The 21,008-nt window shown below is 69.8% G+C and carries 23 protein-coding genes; 16 read left to right on the top strand and 7 right to left on the bottom strand.

The features are described 5' to 3' along the window. Positions 1–8: 8 nt before the first annotated feature. Positions 9–1,283: a DNA double-strand break repair protein Mre11 gene (mre11, locus tag EGD98_RS01905; RefSeq protein WP_220586657.1), complete on the bottom strand. Its 1,275-nt coding sequence runs from the start codon at positions 1,281–1,283 to the stop codon at positions 9–11. Positions 1,284–1,344: 61 nt separating this feature from the next. After that, positions 1,345–1,728, bottom strand: a complete 384-nt coding sequence (locus EGD98_RS01900; protein WP_220586656.1) for a DUF7966 family protein — start codon at positions 1,726–1,728, stop codon at positions 1,345–1,347. A 75-nt stretch (positions 1,729–1,803) separates the two neighbouring features. On the opposite strand from EGD98_RS01900, the gene EGD98_RS01895 reads away from it, so the two are divergent. The 12 genes from EGD98_RS01895 to EGD98_RS01840 all read left to right on the top strand — a co-directional run bounded on the left by EGD98_RS01895 (position 1,804) and on the right by EGD98_RS01840 (position 15,209). Beyond that, on the top strand, positions 1,804–2,328 hold the full coding sequence (locus EGD98_RS01895) for a DUF7310 family coiled-coil domain-containing protein (RefSeq protein WP_220586655.1): 525 nt from the start codon (positions 1,804–1,806) through the stop codon (positions 2,326–2,328). Continuing rightward, on the top strand, positions 2,325–2,789 hold the full coding sequence (locus tag EGD98_RS01890) for a DUF7311 family protein (RefSeq protein WP_220586654.1): 465 nt from the start codon (positions 2,325–2,327) through the stop codon (positions 2,787–2,789). Before EGD98_RS01895 ends, EGD98_RS01890 begins: the two co-directional genes overlap by 4 nt. Continuing rightward, positions 2,782–4,617 (top strand): ATPase, T2SS/T4P/T4SS family, encoded by a 1,836-nt coding sequence (locus EGD98_RS01885; RefSeq protein ID WP_220586653.1) that lies wholly within the window; start codon positions 2,782–2,784, stop codon positions 4,615–4,617. The genes EGD98_RS01890 and EGD98_RS01885 overlap by 8 nt, the downstream gene beginning before the upstream one ends. Then, entirely contained in the window at positions 4,614–6,344 is a 1,731-nt protein-coding gene (locus EGD98_RS01880) for a type II secretion system protein (protein WP_220586652.1), read from the top strand. Before EGD98_RS01885 ends, EGD98_RS01880 begins: the two co-directional genes overlap by 4 nt. Before the next feature lie 34 nt (positions 6,345–6,378). Beyond that, positions 6,379–6,840 carry a DUF7283 family protein gene (locus tag EGD98_RS01875; RefSeq protein ID WP_220586651.1) on the top strand — a complete coding sequence of 154 codons (462 nt, stop codon included), beginning with the start codon at positions 6,379–6,381 and terminating at the stop codon, positions 6,838–6,840. Next, positions 6,821–7,210: a DUF7285 family protein gene (locus EGD98_RS01870; protein WP_220586650.1), complete on the top strand. Its 390-nt coding sequence runs from the start codon at positions 6,821–6,823 to the stop codon at positions 7,208–7,210. The genes EGD98_RS01875 and EGD98_RS01870 overlap by 20 nt, the downstream gene beginning before the upstream one ends. Then, positions 7,207–8,079, top strand: a complete 873-nt coding sequence (locus tag EGD98_RS01865; protein ID WP_220586649.1) for a DUF7284 family protein — start codon at positions 7,207–7,209, stop codon at positions 8,077–8,079. Before EGD98_RS01870 ends, EGD98_RS01865 begins: the two co-directional genes overlap by 4 nt. Continuing rightward, positions 8,076–11,084 carry a DUF7286 family protein gene (locus EGD98_RS01860; protein ID WP_220586648.1) on the top strand — a complete coding sequence of 1,003 codons (3,009 nt, stop codon included), beginning with the start codon at positions 8,076–8,078 and terminating at the stop codon, positions 11,082–11,084. Before EGD98_RS01865 ends, EGD98_RS01860 begins: the two co-directional genes overlap by 4 nt. Before the next feature lie 104 nt (positions 11,085–11,188). Continuing rightward, positions 11,189–11,617 (top strand): DUF5791 family protein, encoded by a 429-nt coding sequence (locus EGD98_RS01855; RefSeq protein WP_220586647.1) that lies wholly within the window; start codon positions 11,189–11,191, stop codon positions 11,615–11,617. Then, entirely contained in the window at positions 11,614–12,498 is an 885-nt protein-coding gene (locus EGD98_RS01850) for an SDR family oxidoreductase (protein WP_220586646.1), read from the top strand. Before EGD98_RS01855 ends, EGD98_RS01850 begins: the two co-directional genes overlap by 4 nt. 42 nt (positions 12,499–12,540) lie before the next feature. Further along, complete coding sequence (locus tag EGD98_RS01845; protein ID WP_220586645.1) at positions 12,541–13,740, top strand: DHH family phosphoesterase; 1,200 nt, start codon at positions 12,541–12,543, stop codon at positions 13,738–13,740. 380 nt (positions 13,741–14,120) lie between these two features. Beyond that, positions 14,121–15,209, top strand: a complete 1,089-nt coding sequence (locus tag EGD98_RS01840) for an aldo/keto reductase (RefSeq protein WP_220586644.1) — start codon at positions 14,121–14,123, stop codon at positions 15,207–15,209. Here the strand turns inward: EGD98_RS01840 and EGD98_RS01835 are convergent. Continuing rightward, positions 15,206–15,376, bottom strand: coding sequence for an HVO_0758 family zinc finger protein (locus EGD98_RS01835; protein WP_220586643.1), 171 nt, complete (start codon positions 15,374–15,376; stop codon positions 15,206–15,208). The two genes, EGD98_RS01840 and EGD98_RS01835, sit on opposite strands and share 4 nt — an antisense overlap. 115 nt (positions 15,377–15,491) lie before the next feature. On the opposite strand from EGD98_RS01835, the gene EGD98_RS01830 reads away from it, so the two are divergent. The 4 genes from EGD98_RS01830 to EGD98_RS01815 all read left to right on the top strand — a co-directional run bounded on the left by EGD98_RS01830 (position 15,492) and on the right by EGD98_RS01815 (position 19,198). Further along, the gene (locus tag EGD98_RS01830) at positions 15,492–16,628 is read left to right on the top strand and encodes an MFS transporter (RefSeq protein WP_220588017.1); all 1,137 of its coding nucleotides are present in this window, start codon (positions 15,492–15,494) and stop codon (positions 16,626–16,628) included. A 248-nt stretch (positions 16,629–16,876) separates the two neighbouring features. Further along, a complete protein-coding gene (locus EGD98_RS01825) occupies positions 16,877–17,407 on the top strand; it encodes a DUF7109 family protein (RefSeq protein WP_220586642.1) in 531 nt (176 codons plus the stop codon). Between the two features lie 25 nt (positions 17,408–17,432). Further along, positions 17,433–18,053, top strand: coding sequence for an NUDIX hydrolase (locus tag EGD98_RS01820; RefSeq protein WP_220586641.1), 621 nt, complete (start codon positions 17,433–17,435; stop codon positions 18,051–18,053). Positions 18,054–18,097: 44 nt separating this feature from the next. After that, positions 18,098–19,198 carry an NAD(P)/FAD-dependent oxidoreductase gene (locus EGD98_RS01815; RefSeq protein WP_220586640.1) on the top strand — a complete coding sequence of 367 codons (1,101 nt, stop codon included), beginning with the start codon at positions 18,098–18,100 and terminating at the stop codon, positions 19,196–19,198. A 33-nt stretch (positions 19,199–19,231) separates the two neighbouring features. Here EGD98_RS01815 and EGD98_RS01810 read toward each other — a convergent pair whose 3' ends face one another. Genes EGD98_RS01810 through EGD98_RS01795 form a run of 4 tightly spaced genes read right to left on the bottom strand, consistent with a single transcriptional unit; the run spans position 19,232 to position 20,883 of the window. Continuing rightward, a complete protein-coding gene (locus EGD98_RS01810; protein WP_220586639.1) occupies positions 19,232–19,702 on the bottom strand; it encodes an Hsp20/alpha crystallin family protein in 471 nt (156 codons plus the stop codon). After that, positions 19,699–19,857 (bottom strand): DUF7559 family protein, encoded by a 159-nt coding sequence (locus EGD98_RS01805; RefSeq protein ID WP_220586638.1) that lies wholly within the window; start codon positions 19,855–19,857, stop codon positions 19,699–19,701. Before EGD98_RS01805 ends, EGD98_RS01810 begins: the two co-directional genes overlap by 4 nt. Before the next feature lie 44 nt (positions 19,858–19,901). Further along, positions 19,902–20,285: a hypothetical protein gene (locus EGD98_RS01800; RefSeq protein ID WP_220586637.1), complete on the bottom strand. Its 384-nt coding sequence runs from the start codon at positions 20,283–20,285 to the stop codon at positions 19,902–19,904. A gap of 4 nt (positions 20,286–20,289) precedes the next feature. After that, positions 20,290–20,883, bottom strand: a complete 594-nt coding sequence (locus EGD98_RS01795) for a DUF7344 domain-containing protein (protein ID WP_220586636.1) — start codon at positions 20,881–20,883, stop codon at positions 20,290–20,292. Positions 20,884–21,008: the final 125 nt, after the last annotated feature.

Genomic DNA, 21,008 nt, shown 5'->3' with positions numbered 1-21,008 from the left:
TCGACACCTCACAGGAACTCCTCCAGAGACTGGTCCTCGCCGCCCCCGGCCGCATCCGGTTCCGGCTCGGCGGCGGTCGATTCCTCGTCTGCGTCGCCGCCGTCAGTCTCGGCGGTGGCGGCAGAGTCGTCGTCGCCCGTCGCGGTGTCGCCGTCACCCGCCGCCCCGGCGGCGGCATCCAGCGCTTCTGGGTTTTCTTCGACCAGATTGCTGACGCGGTCCTTGACGACATCCTGAACGTTCGAGTCCGCAACCTTCGAAGCCCGCACCGTCTCGTCGATGTCGCGGGCGGCCCCGCTCAGGCCGAGTTCCCGCACGCGTTCGGCGACGGCGTCGTCGGGGTCGGCGAAGCTCACGCTCGTCTCCCGTTCGTCGGCGGCGAGTTCGCGGTGGTCGGTGACGCGGGCGACGAGCGCCCCGTGGTCGAGGGCGTACTCCTCGATGCTCGCGGGTGCGATGGGCTCGCCGTCGCCGTCGATACTGACGATGACGACGGCGTCGTCCAGGTCGTACTGGCCGACCTGACTGCGGACCCGCTCGATGCCTTCCTCGGCGTCGAGCTCTACGTCGACGAAGACGAAATCGCGGGTCTCGAGGCCGCGTCGGGTGATTCGGACCCCGTCGTCGAAGCTGACGATGTTGTAGCCCCGGTCCTCCCGCTCGCTGGCGCTTGCGCGCTCGGTCGAACCGCAGTACGTGACCCACGCGTCTTCGACTTCCTGTTTGCCCGGCTTGTGGTTGTCCCCCAGCAGCAAGGCGTCGAAGTCGACCGACGATTCGGTCAGCACTTCGCTTGCGTCCCAGTCGCCGTAGTCGAAGGGCTGGAACAGACCGTGGGTCACGAGCGCGGCGTAGTCGGCGTCGTGGGGGGCAAAGTCGTAGTCGAGGTCGTCGCGCTTCGAGCGCGGGACGAAGTCGAGCCCGTAGAAGGCCGTCTCGCCCACGACGGTCGGTTCGCCGTCCAGACGGGTCGCCAGCCCGAGCGATGCATAGAGGTCGAGCCACTGGGCGTCCCGCTTGGCCTCGTGGTTGCCCACGACGGCGAGAAACGGGATGTCGGCCGCGGCGAGCTCTTCGAGAATATCCAGCGTTCCCATGATGTCCGAGAGAGTCGGCCGGCGGTCGTGGAACAGGTCCCCGGTGTGGACCACCGCAGCCACGTCGGCGTCGATGGCGTCCCGGACGACAGCCCGAAACGCCGCGAGGAAGTCCTGCCGGCGCTCGGGTACGTGGTACTGCTGGTACCCGATGTGGGTATCGCCGGTGTGTATCACCCGTGTCATCTGTGCGGGCGTATGCCAGCCGCTCCTAAAGCCGTGTCGCCACCGCGGTGAAAGTAGTGGGTCACGCCTCGTCCGCCGCGGCCCGGAACCGCTCGAAGGTCGCGAGCGCCTCGCGACCGTCGGCAGCCAGCCCGCTGACCTCGTGTTCGGCCCGCTCGACTGCCCGCTCCAGCCCGTCGAGACCGACCGACTCGACGAACGCGGCGGCCGCCTCGATGTCTTCGGTCGCATCGACGGCCCGCTCGATGACAGCCCGGTAGTCCCCCGGGTCGCCTCGCTCAGGAACCGCCTGCGCAGCCGTCTCGTCTGCTCCCCACTCGAACGCTGTGCTTTGCGTACGGGTGGGTCCGCCACCAGTTCGCTCGTTCGGCGGTCCCTCCGTCTGTTCACACTCCCCCTCCGCGAGCGCGGCCAGCGCCGCCTTCGCCTGTTCGCTCTCGGTCACAGGGTCGGTGGCCCCGGTTTCGCATATGAACCTTCGGCCGAGAGTTGAAGTACGGTGCCGGGAGCACGCCCGGCTATGACCGACGTGGAGACACTCGAAGAACGGGTCGACACGGTCGAACGGGCTGTCACGGACGGCGACCACGGCTTCCCGGCCGTCGACGACCTCGCGGAACTTTCCGAACGGGTCGAGACGCTCGAAGCCGAGGTGGCCGCGCTGAACGACCACGCCGACGAGCTCGAGGCCGCCACACAGGCGCTCAGGGGGTACGTCGGCAACGTCCGCTCGGTCAACGAGCGAGTCGAGGGGCGGGCCGACGCGGCGCTGGCGGCGACCGAGCGGCTGGAGCGGCGCCTCGACGCGGTCACCGAGGAACGCCGATCGGCCGGCGCCGCGGACGCCGAATCGACCGACGCCGGGGATACCGAACCGGGTGGCGGCCGGGGACTGCGCGACGGCCACCCCGAAGGCCACGACGGCGGGACGACACGGGGTCTGTCCGGGGTCGACACCGACGGGCCGGGACGGGCCGGGAACGACGAGTCGGAGTCGTCGGGGCGCGACCCCGGCGTGCTCGAACAGATACGGTCCCTGCTGTGATACTGCGCGTCGTTCTGGCGGCGGTACTGACCGCCGCGCTGCTTGCGGTCGCACTCCCGGCGATGGCCGATGTCGGTGCGAACAGGGCAGAAAGCACCATGGACCGCCAGCTCGGGACCCTCGGCGAGGAGCTGGAGACGATGGTCGAGACGGACGACCCCACGGTGGGCCGTGGCGCCCGCCACGTCGCTAAACTCCGATTGCCCGACCGGTCGCTGACGAGCGCGGCCGTCACCCGCCTCCGCTTTCTCAGCCGCGAGGAGGTCGCCGTGGCCTCGTGGCGGGTCGGTGACAGCGCGACGAGCCGGACGCGCCTCGCCGGCGTCCCTGTCCGGGGCGCTGGCGGCGGACCGGTGACTGTCCGCGAGCCGGGAACCCACCGGCTCGTCTTCGAACTGCGGTCCCGGGCCGGGAAGCCCGTCCTGACGGTGAAGCGACTTGGGGGTGAGACCGATGCGTGAGTGGTTCACCGACGAGGAGCCCGAGCCCGACTGCCGCTGTACGACCGAGCTCGAGCGGGCGACACTGACCGTCGACGCCACCGACTGCCCTGGCGACGGGCGCCTGGGCGAGTCACCGGACTGCCGGGCGACTGTCGTCGCGGCGCTGGGTCAGGCGGACGTCGAGAGCGTCGTCACCACGAGCAATGGTCTCGAACGCGCGTATCTCGACGCCGACGCAGCATTACTGGTGGCTGCCGGGCGGTTCGCGACGCGGGTGGCGGCCACGGACGAGCGCCTGGCCGAGCGCGCTCGACGGGACCCGCTTGCCGCCGCGACCGAAGCGACCGGGCGGGCTGGCCACATCGCCGACCTGGCTGCCGAGACCGGGTTCGCGGTTGCCGCCGAGGGAGTCTCGCCAGAGCGCGCGCTCGACCCGTACGTCGGTCCGTCGGTCAGCGACGCTCGTATCGCCGCCAGTCCCCCCGCCAGGGCGGAGCTCAGGGACCGCCGAACCGTCGAGACCGGGGCGACCGTCCGCCGGTACGAGACGCCCTCGGAGCGACTGGACAGCTACCACGTCCGCCCGCAGGAACACGAGTTCGACGCGGCGACGACGGCGGCACTGGCCGAGGCTGTCTCCCTGCTGGCGGCGGCGACCGACGAGCCGATCGCCCCCGAGGCGGCCGCCGAGCGGGTCGTCGACGACGGCGGGACGGCGACCCGTCTGGCGAGCGTCCTCCGGAAACACACCGAGGGGCTCGGCATCCTCGAGGACGTCTTCGCCGACCCGCGTGTCTCGGACGTGTTCGCGACGGCCCCCGTCGCGGAGACCCGACTGCGTGTGCGCGCCGACGGCGAGACCTACCGGACCAACATCCGGCTGACCGAGCGGGGCGCCCGGACGCTGGCCTCTACCTTCCGCCGGACTAGCGGGCGGGCGTTCTCCCGGGCGAGCCCGACGCTTTCCGCGACGACGACCGTCGCGGACAGGCAGGTCCGGGTGGCCGGCGTGACGGAGCCGGTCAGCGACGGGGTCGGCTTCGCCTTCCGGGGCCACGACGAGGAGTCCTTTCGGCTCGTCGACCTCGTCGAGAACGGCAGCGTTCCGCCGAGGGTGGCCGGTCTCCTCTCGGTCGCCGTCGAGCGCGGCGCGGCGTGTCTCGTCGCCGGGCCCCGTGGCGCCGGGAAGACGACGACGCTTGGGGCGTTGCTGTGGGAGCTGCCACGGACCGTCCGCACGGTCGTCATCGAGGATACCCCGGAACTGCCCGTCTCGGCGCTGCAGTCGGCCGGCCGAGACGTTCAGCCGCTGCGAACCGAACGCGGCGACGGCCCGTCAGTGGACGCGACGGCCGCGCTACGGACCGCGCTCCGGCTCGGCGACGGCGCTCTCGTCGTCGGCGAAGTCCGGGGCGAAGAGGCCGGCGTCCTCTACGAGGCGATGCGTGTCGGCGGCGGCGACAGCGCGGTGCTTGGAACCATCCACGGCACCGGCGGCGACAGTGTGCGAGAGCGACTCGTCTCGGACCTCGACGTGCCCGAGAGCGCCTTCGCCGCGACGGACCTGGTCGTGACCCTCGACCCGCCGACAGCCGACGGCGGGCGCGGTATCGCGGCGGTCGAGGAGGTCCGCGGGCACGAGGACGGTGTCGCCTTCGAACCGCTGTTCGTGCGTGAGGGCCCCACGGCGACGGCGACCGGGCACATCGACCGGGGCGCCAGTCGTCTGGTCGAGTCGCTGGCCCACGCCGGGGAGTCCTACGCCAGCGTCCGCGAGACCATCCGTGACCGCACGGCGGCACTCGGCCCGGACCGGACGGCAGGGAGCGTCGAGCCCGGCTCATGAGTGAATCAGCGGCCGAAGCGGCGAACGGTGGAGCAGCCGAGGGGGCGGACGGCGGCGCGGCCGAACCGCTCGGGCGACTGGTCACTGTGCCCGAGGGGTACGGGCGCGCCTGTCGGTTGCTGGGCCTGTCGATGCCACCCGAGACGGTGCTCGCGGGGAGCTACGCGCTGGCCGTCGCCGTCTGGCTGGTCGGTGTCGCCGCCCTCGCCGTCGGCTCCGGGCCCCTCGCAGTCGTCGTCGGGGCCGGGAGCGCGGTCGCCGCCGTCGGGCTCGCACTCGGCGGTCGCTACGGTGTCGGCCTGGCGGCACAGGCCCGTCGTATCCGTGCGCTGGGCGCCGCACCGTCGCTCGTGGCGACACTCGTGCTGGGGATGGCGCTGTGGCCCAGCGCCGAACGGGCGGCTGCCTTCGCCGCCAGCGCCGGCGACGGCCTCCTGGCGGAGAGTCTCGATAGCTATCGGCGGCGAGCGTCTCGAACTCCCCGAAGCGGGCTGGACGCGTTCGGCCAGGGGTGGGCCGACGAGTTCCCGGCACTCGAGATTGCGCTTACCCGTATCGAGCGGGCAGCAGTGGTGACGGCCGAAGAGCGCGCCGAGCTGCTGGACGCGGCCCGCCGAGGAATCCTCCACGGGACCCGCGACGAGATGGCGGCCTTCGCCGCCGACCTCCGGGCGCCGGCGACGGCGCTGTACGCCTTCGGCGTCCTGCTCCCGCTCGCGATGGTCGCACTGCTGCCCGCCGTCGGTGCGGCCGGAGTGCCTGTCTCCCTCCCGTTGCTGGTCGTGACATATGGCATCGTCCTCCCGAGCGGGCTCGTCGCCGCGAGTGCGTGGCTGCTGGCCCAGCGGCCCGTCGCCTTCCCACCGGCGCCGGTCCCGCGGCGCCACCCGGACGTCTCGACCGGGTCGCTGGACGCGCTCGGCGCCGGGGCGGCCGCCGCCGTCGGCGGCTGGCTCGCCGGAGGTCTCTTCCTCCCGGCGTGGGCCCCACCGATTGCGGCCCTCGGCCTGGGTGCCGGGTCGACACTGCTCGTCTACTACCGACCGGTAAAGGAGGTTCGGGACCACGTCGGTGCGGTCGAGGACGGGCTGCCCGCCGCACTGTCGGCCATCGGGCGCCGCGTCGAGCGCGGCGAGTCCGTCGAGTCGGCGTTCGACGCCGCGGTCGACGCCACACCGGAGCCACTGGCGACCGTGCTACAGCGGACCGTCGAACGCCAGGGGACGCTCGGCGTCGACATCGAGACGGCGTTTCGCGGCGACCACGGCACGCTGTCGACGCTCCCCAGTCCCCGACTCCGGCGTGGCGCCGTGTTGCTGGGTGCGGCTGCCGATATCGGCCCGCCGGCCGGCGAGACCATCGCGACCATGGGCGACCACCTGGACGAACTGGCCGAGGTCGAACAGGAGACCCGCCGGCAGCTCTCGCAGGTCACCGGCACGCTGTCGAACACCGCCGCGTTCTTCGGCCCGCTCGTCGGCGGCACGACCGTCGCGATGTCGGCCGCGATGGGTACCAGCGGCCCCATCGAGTCGGTGTCGACCGCGTCGCTCGGCCCGGTCATCGGCTGGTACTGTCTCGTGCTGGCGGTCGTGCTGACGGCGCTCTCGACCGGCCTGCACCGCGGGCTCGACCGTGCGCTGGTGGGCTACCGGGCCGGGCTGGCGCTCTGGTCCGCGACGACGGTGTACTGCGTGGCCGTGGTGGCGACGGGGCTCGTCGTGTGAGCGTTTATATCCGAAGCCGGGGCCAGCCCGCGCCATGTTCGACACCAACGTCGACACGGTGTCCGTCTGGGTGGCCGTCGGGGCGGTGAGCGTCGCCGTCCTCGGCGTGATCACCCAGTTGCCCACGTCGGCACCACCTGACGCAGCCGCCGCGGCGACGACGATAGACGAGGTGGCGACTGGCCCACCGGGGTCGGTCGCCACCCGTGAACTGCACGCGACCGAGTGGTCGCTGGCGGGCCGCCAGCTCGGTCTTCGGTCCGCTGGTGGTACCGTCCACGAGACGTTGTTACACCAGGTCGTTCCGGCAGTGAACCCGAGTCTCGCCGCCGTCCTCGACGGGGAACGGCCGTCGAGCGTGTTCGATTCGCCCGACGCGTTCAGACGAGCGAACGAGCGGGCCACCACCGAGCGGGAACAGTGGCGAGCGGCTCCGGACCGCCTGACGGCCAGACACGTCGCCTGGGGAGGGGTCGATGTCACGCTCGTCGGCTAGAGCGGCCACCGAGCCGCTGGCGGCGCTCGTCGCTGTCTTCGCCGTCACCGCCGGGCTCGCGCTGTACGCCGGCACCCTCGACGACACGCTCGCCGGCGTCGGTGGTGAGCGGGACCTGGCAGGTCCCACCGCGGACGCGGTCGAACGACGGGTGACCTCCGGCGGCGTCGTCGACCCGGAACGGGTGCCGGACGCGCTGGCGGCCGTGCCGTCGGGCTACGAAGGCAACGTCACACTGCGGGCGGAGCGACAGTGGTCCGCCGGGCCGACGCCGCCGGCGACGGCCGACACCGACAACCGAACTGTCAGCGTCGCGCTCGGTCCGGCGACGGTCCGGCGGGGCCGACTCAGGGTGGCGGTCTGGCGATGAGTCGCGCGACCAGCACCGTGGTCGACGTGACCGCGTTCCTCCTGCTCGTCGGCGCCGCCGTTGCAGTCGTCGTCAACGGTGCCGCAGTCGAGCCGGTGACGACAGAGAATCCGGCCGCCGAGCGGACGGAACTGCTCGCGACGAGCACGGCCAGTATCGAGTACACACTCGCCGTGCCGGGAAGGCCGCCAAACGGGACGACCAACGCGACGGCGACCCACACGCGCACCGCCCACGGCACGCTCGCGCAGCTGCTGGCCGAGGCGGCGATGAGCCACGTCAGCTTCGAGGGGAACCGGCTCTCGCGGGCCGGAGCCGGATTCGAGCGGCAAGTGGCGACGACGATACGGAACCGCCTCCACGAACGGGGCCGCCGGACCGCCGTGTGGGCCCACTGGGAGCCGTATCGCGGCTCGCCGCTCGACGGCACGATGCGCGTTGGCGAGCGCCCGCCGCCCTCGGCAGACGTGGACGCGGCGACGACGACCGTCGCGAGTCCGGCGTCGGTCAGGAACGACCAACTCCAGCGAGTCGCGAAGACCTCGGGGTACCGGGGCGTAGCGGGGGTGGTTGCCGGCGCCGTCGTGGATGGACTGTTCCCGCCACAGCAGGCTCAACTCGCCCTCGACGGTGACTACCCCGACGAACGGCTGATGGAACGTCGATACCGCCGGATGAGAGCGCTCACCCGCGCCGGAGAGCTCTCGGTCGAATCCACGTCGGCGAGTGACCTGAACGCGGAGCTGTCGGCGGCACTTACGGAACGCTTCGCGACGGATATGCAACGGCGCTTCGACTCCCCCGAGGCCGCCGCAGACGCCGTTCGGACCGGCAACGTCAGTATCACCGTCAGGACGTGGGAGCCATGAACCGGGGCGTCTCGCTCGCGTCGGACCGGCGGGGCCGCGTGCCCTTTGCCGTGGTCGGCGTCGTCCTGGTGGTGGCCAGTCTCTCGCTCGCACCGACGCTGTCGACCGAGTCGGCGCCCGACGAGACGGCGGTCGAACGCTCGCTGTCTCAGGTGAGCGCTGCCAGCGCGACCGCCGTCCGGGATGGCGTCGCGACGGCCAGTCGCCGGGCCGCCACCTCGCCGGTCGTCGAACCGGCCGACACACCCGTCGGCCGGGCACTGAGCGACGACCGGCCGTTCCGTGACAGCCTGCGACTCCGGGTGTATCTGCAGGTGCGTGCGAACCTGGAACGGCTCTCGGCCCGCAGCGACGGGGTGACGGCGACGGCGTCCCTGCCAGCAGTAGATTCGACGGGCGAGTACGAGCGGGCTATCGGGCGCGTCCACGTCGAGCGCGCCGGCGACAACGACACCGCCGTCCGCGCCACCGTCGAGAACGTCACGCTGACCGCCCGTCGTGACGGCGAGGTCCTCACCCGGCGGACCGTCGACCGGACCGTCGTCGTCCCGACGCCGGTGTTACACGTCCACGACCAGATCGACACCTACGAGACCAGAGTGACGAACGGGCTGACGAAACCCGGGCTGAGCCAGCGCATGACCGCCCGACTGTATCCCATCGCGTGGGCGCGTGGATACGCGCAGTTCGGCGGGGCGCCAATCGAGAACGTCATCGCGAACAGACACGCGAGCCTGGCCACCAACGGCGCCCTGCTCGGGGTGCAGCGGTCAGTGTTCGGCCGGAGTGACCCCGAGGGGCGACAGGCACTCAAGGAAGCGACGGCCGCCGTCGGAATCACCGATATCGTCGCCGGCTCCAACAGCCAGCTCGCCAAGGACATCCTCAGCCAGACCAGCTACCGGCCGGCGAGTCAGAACATCACCACGGGCGCCGAAGCTGCGACGGGACCAGGCGACCCGCTCCATATCGGCGTCAACGGGACCGCCGACGCGGCCTACCGGGAGGTCGGGCTGCCCGGCGCGCTCAACGCCACCGCCAGGGACGCCTACACTGTCGAGGCGACGGTCGTGACCGAACGTGAGCACCGCTGGGGCGGCCGACCCGACCGGCCAGCGTCGCCGGGCCCCAACTGGACCGTTGCCAGAGATACCACCGAATCGACCGCGACCATCGTCGGAACGGTCGAGAGCGAGGTGGACAGCCCGGATGGCTGGCACGCGTTCGACCGATGGGGGCGGACCATCGAAATCACGCACACGCGCAAGGTGACCTGGGTGAACGGCAACAGCAACAGGGTCACCAGAAACAAGCGTACCGAGCGATTCGACGTGAGTCTCGCCCTCGTCGGCAACCATCGGAACGACTCCCTCGTGCCGGTCCGTGGCATCGAGACAGTCCACGATGCGGATGGGAGTCCGCTCGGGGGAGAGAATCTCGCCGACGTTGAACAGACGGCGAAAGACAGGCTGCTGGACCGGGGCCGGAACCCACTCGCAAAAGAGGTCGCACTGGCGGAGTTCGAGCAAGAGACGGTGCGTATCACCGGGGAGCGACCGGACTCGATACACACCTGGATAGCCCGGGACCTGCGTGGACTTCGCGAGCGCGTGCGAGACATCGCTATTCGGACCGACCGTGGCACAGTTGGGACCTTCCAGACCAACCCCGCCCAGCGGCTCCAGGGAAAGCTCCAGCAACGACGGGCAGAGCTGGTCGACGCGCCCGAGACCTACGACAGCGTTGCCCAGCGGGCCCGTGTCGCGGCCCGGGTCGCGTTCCTCGACGCCGTTTCCCGGCGGTTGAGCGGGGCGGCGGGCAACCACTCAGCGGTCGAATCCGACATCACCGACCAGCTAGCGGCGGTTCCGGGCGGGTCGCTGGCCGGACTCAGGCGGGCACTGACCGCCCGCGAGACGCGCGTGCCCCGGACACGACCGACGCCGACCGGTCCGGCAGGGCCGGTCCGGACACAGGTCGACGCCCAGCCGCAGTACCTGACGCTGGCGTCGGTGAGCGAGTCGCGGGTCCCGGCCGTCGACGGGACCGAACACCCGCTCGTCGCCCGGAACGTCAACGTGTTCTCTATTCCCTACGGTAACGCCGCGACCGAGGTGCTAACGGCCGGCACCGGCAGCCGGAACCGGGTCGGCCTCGCGACGGCGGCGAAGACGCTGGCGGCGGCCGAGGACACCGAGGCCGGTTCGAACACGACCGTCCGCCAGCGCCGACAGCGACTCCGGACCGAGGTCGCCCGGGCCAACGACGCCGTCGTCGCTGCGCTCGTCGAGCGGGTACGCACTGGGACGGACGCCGGAAAGCGGGAAAGCGAACGCATCGTCGAGGATGCGATGGACCGATGGGAGACGACGGCGTCGCGTGGGCTGGCCCTCGCAAACGAGTCCGCGGCCACCCGCGTCGCCGAGGTGGCCGGCAGCCGTCGGGGGCTCTCCACACTGAAACAGGACTGGCTCCGTCTCAGACTCCTGCGAACGACGACCAAAGCGCTGTCGACCACCGGGGCGCGACCGCCGAAGGGGCTGGTGAACCGAACCGCCAACATCGTCCGCGACCGCTCGCGCAGCCGGGTCCAGAGCGCACTCGCCGACCGGACCCGTGAGGAGGTCGAACGAGTCGCGAAGAAAAAGCTCGGGGCGCAGGTGTTGCCCGCCGGCTTGCCGCTCGCACCGCCCTACCTCCCGTGGTATCTGACGCTGAACATCTGGTGGGTGACAGTCGAGGGGACCTACGCCCGCTTCAGCGTGACGGCCAACCACGGCCCGCCCGGGGCCCCCGGCGCAGCGGTGCGGTACGTCCGCGAGGACCGAGCAGTCCAGCTCGACGTCGACGGTGACGGGAACAGCGAGCGGCTGGGACAGAACACACGCATCTCCTTCCGGGCCGACACCGGCGTCGTCGTCGCGGTGCCACCGAAGCCACGCGGGGTCGGCGACAAGGACGGTAACTCCGTTGAGACGTCAGCGGGGTGGCCCGAGCCGGGGTAGCGCTGTCCCGGACCCCTCGAATGCGGGCCACCGGTACCTTTCGAAACCGATAGTATCAGCGGCGAAGCCAATTCCTATTACACCCCCGCCCCGTAGCCACGGCCATGCTCAGAGCCGAATTTCCGGATGCGGGCGAGCAGTCGCCCGAGGCGCTGCGTTCGGCCTACGGGTCGGTGCTCGCCGAGACGGTCGCGTCCGTCGGCGCCGACACCGTCGTCGACGAGACTGAACTGGACCGCGAGACAGTCGAGGCGGTCGCAGACGGCGAAGTCGCACAGCTCTCGCTCTCCGACGCGATGGCCGTCCTCGCGACCGATCCCGACCAGCCCGACGCCGACACCCTGCAGGCCGAGGCCCAGGACATCCTCCTGATGGGGATGACGACGGCCGTGATGGACGTCGAGGCCCTGGCCTCCGGCATCGACAGCCAGCTCGAACCCAAGGAGATACAGCAGAAGATAGAGGGGCGCTACCCGATGACACTCGAGGAGTACGCGCTCTTGCACAGCTACATCGAGAGTCAGAAACGATGAGTCGGGTCGCCATCCTGGGCTGTGGCTACGTCGGGCTGGAGCTGGGTCGACAGCTCCGGGACGACCACGACGTCGTCGGGGTGCGACGCTCCGAGCGCGGCCTCGAGGCTATCGAGGACGCCGGCTTCGAGGCGGTCCAGGCGGACGTCACCGACGACGACTCGCTGTCGGCGGTTCCCGACGCCGACTGGGTCGTCTTCGCGGCGAGTTCGGGCGGTCGGGGGGCCGACGTCGCCCGCGAGGTGTACGTCGAGGGGCTCAAAACTGCAATCGACCACTTCTGGGCGCGGGCCGACGCCCCCGAGCGGCTGGTGTACACCTCCAGCACCGGCGTCTACGGCGACCACGACGGCGCGTGGGTCGACGAGGCGACGCCACTGGACCCCCAGACCGAGAAGACCGAAGTGCTTGCGGAGGCCGAACGCGTGGCTCGCGAGCGGCCGGCCGAGTACGGCGGCCACGGGGCGGTCGCGCGCTATGCGGGCCTGTACGGACCGGAGCGCTACCGACTGGAGCGGTATCTGGAGGGACCGGTGACGGCTGGCTATCTGAACATGGTCCACCGGGACGACGCGGCTGGAGCCGTCTGCTTCCTGCTGGAAGAAGACCACCGCAACGAGGTCGTCCTCGTAGTGGACGACGAGCCGGTCGAGAAGTGGGCCTTTGCGGACTGGCTGGCCGAGGCCTGCGATGTCGCGTTCCCGCCGAAACAGACCACTGCGGAGCGTCTCGACGACCCCGACCTCTCCGAGACGGCCAGGCGCCGCATCCAGACGAGCAAGCGCTGTTCGAACGACAGGCTTCGAAATCTGGGTTACGAGTTCGCCTACCCGACGTTCAGGGAGGGGTATCGGGCTGCAATTGAATCGTACGTGGGGTAATCGGGGGAACCTTCTTATTGTTTCCCGAAGCAGATACGGAATATGAATCCGCTGGCCCAGGGGAACCTCGTCAGTCTGGCCGAGGGGCTCCCGGGCTACGTGAGCGAGAATCCGGTGCTGGTAGCCGGTGTCGTCGTCGGCCTTATCGTGCTGTTTGGCGGCGGCTTCGCGCTCTATCGGTATCTGACGCGGCCACCAGTCACCCGGCTCCAGTCGCTGCTGACCGAGTACGACGCCGTGACGGTGCTGATGCATCCCAACCCCGACCCGGACGCGATGTCGTCGGCGCTGGCCGTCGACCAGCTCGCGACCGCCGCGGGGACCGACACGAAGCTGTGCTACTCCGGCGAGATCCGTCGGCCGGAAAACAGAGCCTTCGAGACAGTGCTGGACCTGGATTTCGACCGCGTCGAGTCGGTCGGTGACATCGAGACGGAGGCGGTCGTGCTCGTCGACCACAACGAGCCCCGCGGCTTCGCCGGCGCCGAGAAGATAGAACCCATCGCCGTCATCGACCACCACCCCGGCGGCGGGACCGGCACCGAGTTCACCGACGTCCGAACCGATATGGGCGCGTGTGCGACTATCTTCGCCGAGTACTTCGAGGACCTGGAGTGGGACTTCTTCGAGGTCGACATCGCACTGACCGACGGCGGCGTCGACACGGCCGACGTCCCCGAGGACGCGATGCCCAGCCACGTCGCGACGGGACTCATCTACGGCATCCAGTCGGACACGCGGTCGCTGACCAACGGCTGCTCGTCGGCCGACTTCGCCGCGGCGGCGTACCTCTACCAGGGCGTCGACACCGACCTGTTGAACCGCATCGCCAACCCGCAGGTCGACGCGGAAGTCCTGGACGTGAAATCGCGGGCCATCAGGGACCGCGAGGTCAGGGCTCCCTACGGCTTCAGCGACGTCGGCGAGGTGTCGAACACGGACGCGATTCCCCAGGCGGCCGACGAACTGGAGACCCTGGAGGGCGTCTCGGCCGTCGTCGTCGTCGGCGAGAAAGAGGGGACTATCCGCATCGCCGGCCGCTCCCGGGACGACCGGGTCCACATCGGCCGCGCCATCGAGGCCGTCGTCGACGACATCCCGATGGCCGAGGGCGGCGGCCACGCCCGCATGGGCGGCGGGAAGATATCCGTCGACTATCTCGACGGACTCGGTCCCAGCGAGGGCGTCACACGCGCGGAACTCCAGGAGCGGCTGTTCGAGGCCATGGCCGGCGAGCGCTAGCAGATATTGCAACCGCAACAGCAGAGACCTCTGAGAGCCAGAAAGCCCCACCTATGCCAGCTGATCAACCGGCTACGGGTGGGGCTGAAAGGGGCGTTCGCGGGCGGCTGTGCCGCCCGCGAGCTCGGGAGACCGCCGGTCTCCCGGTGGCTGGCTCCGGGAAGGCGGCTGACGCAAGCACTGGACCGAACGTAGTGAGGGAAGCGCACAGCGAAGCCCCCGACTGGAGCCAGGGCGAGAGCATAGCTCTCGCGGGTAATCGGACGCTTCGCGTCCGATGACAGCCGGGGCTTTCTGGCTGTTAGATGTAGATAGCACCCTGTAAGAATCACCACCTCCCAGACCTCGCACCTTTTACCCACACGACCGCAACCTCCGGTATGGCAACACGTGAGGGGACGTGGGCGTACCGGGACGCCCACGACGACTTCGCACGCACCTTCTTCCGGCGCTTCGGCGACGGCGTCGCCTCCAGCATCGGCGTCGGGACGTACCTGGGCGAGCCGACCGACGAGCGCGACGACGAGTATTACGGGGCTATCCGGACGATGCTATCCTCGGGAGTCAACGTAGTCGACACGGCCATCAACTACCGCCACCAGCGCTCCGAGCGGGTGGTCGGGCGGGCGCTGGCCGACGCCGATATCGACCGTGACGCGGCCGTGGTCGCGACGAAAGGCGGCTTCGTCCCCTTCGACGGCGAGCGGCCACCGGACCCCGGCGCGTTCGTCCAGCGCGAGTACGTCGACACCGGACTGGTCGACCGCGAGGACCTCGTCGGGGGCCAGCACTGCATCGCGCCCGCCTTTCTCGACGACCAGCTCGACCGCTCGCTCTCCAACCTCGCCCTCGACACCCTCGACCTGTACTACGTCCACAACCCGGAGACACAGCTCGCCGAGAACAGTCGGGAGCAGGTCTACGACCAGCTCGAAGCCGCCTTCGAACGGCTGGAAGAGCGCGCCGACGACGGTGAGATCAACCACTACGGCGTGGCGACGTGGGACGCCTTCCGCGTGCCGGCCGACCACGAGAAGTACCTCTCACTCCCCGAGGTAGTAGAGCGGGCCCGTGCCGCGGCCAAGTCGGCGGGCAACACCGCGACGCACTTCCGGGCGATTCAGCTCCCGTTCAACGTGTTCATGGCCGACGCCTTCACCGTCGCGGCCCACGAGGGACCCGACGGACCCCAATCGGCGCTGTGGTTCGCCCACGAGGCCGGCCTGGACGTGTTTACGAGCGCCTCCATCATGCAAGGTCGCCTGGCGACGGAGATGCCCGACAGCGTGGAAGCGAAGCTGGCCGGGGAGAGCCGGGCCCAGCGAGCCATCAACTTCGCACGCAGTGCGCCCGGGGTGACGTGCTCGCTGGTCGGGACCGGGTCGGTCGAACACGCAAGAGAGAACGTCGATGCGGGTCGGTACGAACCGCTGGGCGCCGACGCGTTCGACGCCGTCTTCGAGCGCTAGCTCAGCTCCGTCCAGGTGCTCCCACACTCCGGACAGACCCGCTGTTTCCCGATTTCGTCGGGGTCGTTGTCCGTCGCCAGCTCCTCCTCGCAGGCGCTACACGAGAGCCGTCCGTAGCTGTCCTTCTCGACGTCCCCGCTCCGGAGGGCCTTTCTGACCGAGTCCATGTGCCCCAGTGTGACAGCCGGCCTTAAAAAGGCCGCGGCGTTCCGGAAGCGCCTTTGCGGTATCGGCCCAACGCCGGCTGTGTCCCGCCGGTCCGTCTTCGGCTCGTTGCTCGGGCTGATATTCTTCATCAACCTCGCCCGCGTCGTCTTCGCACCGCTCATCGAACCCATCAGAGCGGCCACCGGGGCGAGCGACGCCACGCTGGGGCTGCTGGCGACACTGGTGTGGGCCGGCAGCGCGGTGCCCCGGCTCCCGACCGGGCTCCTGCTGACCCGAATCAGCAGAGCGCAGGCCATCTTCGCCTCGGGCGTGATACTGACCGCCGGCACGGCCTTTACCGCCCTGACGACCGACCCGACGCTGTTGCTGGTCGGCGCCTTCGTCATGGGGACCGCAAGCGGCGTCTACTTCATCGCCGCGAACCCGCTCATCAGCGAGCTCTTCCCCGAGTCCCCCGGGCGGGCGCTCGGACAACACGGCGTCGCCAGCCAGCTCGCCGCCGTGGCCGCGCCCGGCATCGTCACCGCCGCACTCCTCGTCGGGAACTGGCGGACCACGCTCCAGGCGCTGGCCGTCGCCGCAGCGCTGATGACCGTCGTCTTCACGCTCGTCGCCCGACGGACCGACTTTCCCGACGCCGGACAGCAAGACACGGAGTTTCTGGCTGCGGTCCGCGCCCAGTGGCCCATCGTCCTGACGGCCGTGGCCACGCTCGGACTGACGACGATGGTCTGGAACGGCGTGTTCAACTTCTATGTGACGTATCTGGGGACCATCGGTATCGCGGAGCGCACCGGTCGGACGCTGCTGCAGGTGCTTTTCGCCGCCGGCGTCCCGGCGTTCTACCTCAGTGGCCGGCTCGCCGACCGGCTGCCCGCTGTTCCGTATATGCTGGCTATCCTCGCCTCGTTTACGGGCTGTATCCTCCTCCTGCCCGCAGTGGGCGGGTTCTGGCCGCTGGCGGCGCTCAGCACAGTCATGGGCTATGTCATCCACAGCATCTTCCCCGCCGTCGACACCTACCTGCTGGGCTCGCTGCCGGACTACCATCGGGCCAGCGCGTACTCGGCCTACGGCGCCGGGATGATGCTCATCCAGGCCCCCGGGAGCCTGCTGGTCGGACTCCTCCGTGACGCCGGCGTTTCGTTCCCGACCATCTTCGAGTGGATGGGCGGCGGGCTGGTCGCGCTGCTGGTCGTGTTGCTCCTGCTACACGCCGACGGCCGTCTGCCCGAGACGGCGCGGGCGTGAGAACGAGGGGAGACAGCTGTCGAACCCTCGAAAGCAGAGACGACCTTTCCCAGTGCGGTCGATACAGGCGTACAGTGAGCATTCGCGCGAACGGAGTGAGCGCGGTTCACTGAACGCGAGGCGTAGCCGAGCGTTCAGCCTTTTTAGCGTAGATTTTTGCGCCGAGCGGTGGGCGAGCGAAGCGAGCGCACCCGAGGCGGAAAAAGGTACTCGGAAACGCTGAAGCCGCTGGCCCCTGGCATAGGGATATGGAGCTGACACCGGACGAACTCGCCGGAGTCGTCGACGTCGTCGGGCCGGTGACGCGCGAGGAGCTCGTCCAGGCCTGCGGGGAGCTCGCGTTCAAGCGGGGCGAGGACGTCGACAGTGATGCCTTCGAAGCGGCCATCGACGACGCCCTCTCGACGTACCACGTCATCGCAGTCGATAGCGAGGCCCAGCGGGCCTCGAAGCGAAGCGGTGAAACCGCGGAGCGCGACCACGACGCCGACGCGGACGCACCGCTCGTGGTGGTCGGTCCGGCGGCGTTCCCCGAAATCGTCGAGGGTGCCGCGGACCTCCCGCACATCCTCGACGTCCCAGCGCGCGACCCGTCGACGGAGACGGTGGCCGCGGCGGCCGAACAGCGGTTCCGCGAGGACGCCGCCGAGGCGGTCCGGGCCGGCGACGACGAGCGAATCCAGGCGCTGCTGGACGTGAGCTACGACCTCGAAGCGTGGGGGCCGGTGGAACTGGCGGAGGCGCGTGGCCTCCTCGACGAGGCCACCCACGCGAATTAAGAGCGTCGGCCCCGTCCGTATCGACATGGACTTCGACCGGGTGGGTGCCCACGACCCCGTGACGGTCACGGGCGAGGAGCGCGAGGCGGCCATCGTCGTCCCGGTCGTCACCCGCGAGGACGGCGCGGCGATTCTATTCACGAAGCGGGCCGACCACCTGAGCGACCATCCCGGTCAGATGGCGTTCCCGGGCGGCGGCCGTGAACCCGAAGACGAGGACCTGCTGGCGACGGCGCTGCGGGAGGCCGAGGAAGAGATCGGACTGGATCCGGCGGCGGTCCACGTCGTCGGCCGGATAGACGACATCCGCACGATAACCAGCTACTCCGTTCGGCCCTTCGTCGGCCGCATCCCCGACCGCGAGTACTTTCCCGACGACGCCGAGGTGGCCGAAATCGTGACGCTGCCGGTGGCGGCGCTGACGGACCTGGACAACTACGAATCCGAACACCGCGACCACCCCCACTACGGCGAGGTGCGCCTGCACTTCTTCTACGTCGACGGCTACACCGTCTGGGGAGCGACGGCGAAGATGCTGGTCCAGCTGCTCGAACTGGCGACCGACTGGGAGATGCCGCCGGAGCCGGACCGCTACGCCGACCCGGACGACGACCTGCCAGAGCGGGTACGGGACGAGGTGCAGTGATGGGGCGGGCGACCACGCCGACTGCGGCACAGACGAGCCCATAGATGCACGTGGGTATCGTCGGCGGCGGGGCGGTCGGCCTCACTGTCGCCGGGGACCTGGCCGAGCGGGGCAGCGCGGTCACGCTGTACGAACGCGACCGCCTCGGCAGCGGCGCGAGCGGCCGCGCGGCGGGCATCTGTTACGACGCCTTCGCCGACCCGACCGACGCCGCCGTGGCCACGCGGGCGCTGGAACGGTACCGCGAGTGGGGCCTGCTGTCGCCGTGTCCCTACGTCTGGGTCGCCCGCGAGGCCCAGGACGCGAGAGCGGTCCGCGAGCAGGTCGCGGAGATGCGGGCGCTCGGGCTCGACGTCGAGGAAATCACACCCGAGGCGCTCGGCGAACGGTACCCAGCCGTCGAGACGGGTGGGCTGGCCGCCTGCGCCGTCGCGAACGACGCCGGGACGGTGGACCCGGACGCTGTGGTCGAGCGCCTCGCCGACCGGGCGCGAGCAGTGGGCGCGACCGTCTATACGGGGACGCCAGTGTCGCTGGCCGACCCGACGACCGTCGCGATGCCCGACGGCACCGAGACCGCGTTCGACGCCGTGGTCGTGGCCGCCGGCCCGGCGACGAAACCGCTCCTGGCGGCCCTCGATATCCCGCTCGCACTCGAAACGTATCGAGCGCAGGTACTGGTCACCGAACCGGTGGCCGCCGCCCTCCCGTCGCTGTACGACGCCAGCCGGGAGTTCTACTGGCGTCCCTGGAAGGGAGGAATCCTCGTCGGCGACGGTGCCCACGCGGTCGACCCCGCGGAGTGGGACCCGGCGGCCGACCCCGAGTTCGTCCAGTCGACGCGAGAGCGATTTCGGGGCGCGACAGCGCTCGACCCGGCCGTCGGCCGGTCGTGGGCCGGTCTCTGTACGGCGACACCGGACCGCGACCCGCTCGTGGGACAGGTCGCCGACGGCTGCTGGGTGGCGACCGGCTGGCAGGGCCACGGGCTGATGCGCGCGCCGGCTCTCGGCGAGTATCTGGCCGAGCAGCTCCGTGGGACAACCTCCATCATCGACGCACCGCCTGCCGAGCAGTTCGACCCGACCCGCTTCGACGGCGACGAGACGTTCCACCCGCTGGGTGACCCGACAGCTGACTGGTAAATCGGGCGGAAAACGGCGTCGGCCGAGCGGCCCTTACTCCTCGGTCGACTCGTCCTCGGCGTCGGCGGCCGTGTCGGCGTCTTCGCTCGCGTCGTGGGCCGTCTGCTCTCCAACCGGTTCGTCGGCTTCGTGAGCCTCGACCTTGGGAATCTCGACGTGCAAGGTTCCGTCGCCTTTCAGCGTCGCCGAGGCAGCTCCGGCGTCGACGACGGCGTCCTCGGGCAGCGTGACCGAGCCGTCCAGCGCGAGTCCGCGGCCAGGATAGGTCATCTCGTAGTCGTCGTAGAACTCCCGGAACCGGTCCAGGCGGACCTCGACGCGGTCCTCGACGTAGCGGACCTGCAGGTCGCTCGCGGTCGCGCCCGGCGCGTCGAAGACGACGAGGTAGGCGTCGTCGGATTCGAGCAGGTCCGCCGGCAGCGGCTTGTTCTCCTGGACCCGGCCCGCGGCCCGACCCAGGTTCTCGAAGATGGCCGAGCCGATGGACTCGCCGATACCCATCATAACTCGACCGCCTCCAGACAGTCCACGCCCCCGCAGTACGGGCAGGCGAAGTCCGTCACGCCCGTCTCGTCGGGCATATCGTAGGTGTAGTGGAGCTCGAACATATCGAGCGTGCAGTCGTCGTCGGTACAGACGACCTCCAGCGTCTCTGGCATGCTAATTCCTTGGTCCGTCAGCGTCAAACCGCTTTCGGCCTGTGTCACGGACACGACGCTGTAACCGAGCGTGTGAACTGGATGGCGATACCGCCGTCGGGGTTCGCCGCGCTGACGGCGACCGAATCGCCCCTGCTGACGGCGTCGAACCGAAGCGTCGCCTCGGTCAGCGAGTCCAGAGCGGTGGTCCGTTCCGTCCCGTTGGCTGTGACTGTCACCCGGAGTTCAGTTTCCGTGTACCGGTTCGTCAGCGTCGTTTCGAGGGCGTCACCGTCACAGCCGGTCTCGTAGGAGAGGTAGGCGCGGTCGTCGTCGGCGACGTCGATGTCGCCCGGGCGCGTCACGGTCGCGGCGGTGAACCCGCTCGTCCCGACGACGAGGAGGACAGCGACGAGCACAGTCGCGAGCAGCGTGACCTTGCGTACCATCTGTTTACCCCCGAGTGAACAGCGGCGGTTTCTCCCCCTCGCCGAGCCGGTGTTGTCGCTGGTCGTAGGCGAACGCGAGCGACGACACGATAAAGGCGACCACCGTCACGATGGACCACTGAAGCCCCGAGAGGACGGTGAATGGGACGACACCGAGCGAGGTCGCCACGAGGGCAGCACCGATAGTCAGCGAGAGCGTGACGAAGTACTTCGACCACGGGGTGGTGTCCGCTCCGACCGTCTCGACGTAGACATCCAGTTCGTTCGCTATCGGCGTCAGTTCGACCTCCGTCTCTTGGTCGTTGTAGCGTACCAGCCCGCTGCTGGCCATCTTCGGAAGGTGGAACTGCCGCAACGACGTGTGGACCGAGTGGCGCTCGTCGTAACCGACCTGGTCCCGCGGGATGCCCTCTTCCCACGCGACGAGGACGCGGGAGAGCTCGCTGATCTCGATAGGACAGTCTTGTCTGTGTTGTTTCAGATAGTGCAGCACCGCCCGCCGCCGGCCGTTGCTAAGGACGTCGAAGAGATCGTCGAGGTCGTCACTCCGTGTCCCATCGGCCAGCCCCTCCTCCAGACGAGATGTGTGTAGTTCCACAGGTTAGTCCCCCGCCGAATCGAACAGGGCGCTGGTACTAAAATTGCGGACATGTTTTCGCTAAATTTATCGCTAAATCAGCTCTTTCGCCGCATACAAGCGCTCCCAGAAGTACAGAGGTCTTC

Origin of the sequence: Haloarcula salinisoli (assembly GCF_019599405.1) — an archaeon.
Classification (GTDB): domain Archaea; phylum Halobacteriota; class Halobacteria; order Halobacteriales; family Haloarculaceae; genus Haloarcula; species Haloarcula salinisoli.
The sequence above is the reverse complement of the archived record's forward strand: the minus strand, read 5'-3'. Positions and strand labels throughout refer to the sequence as shown.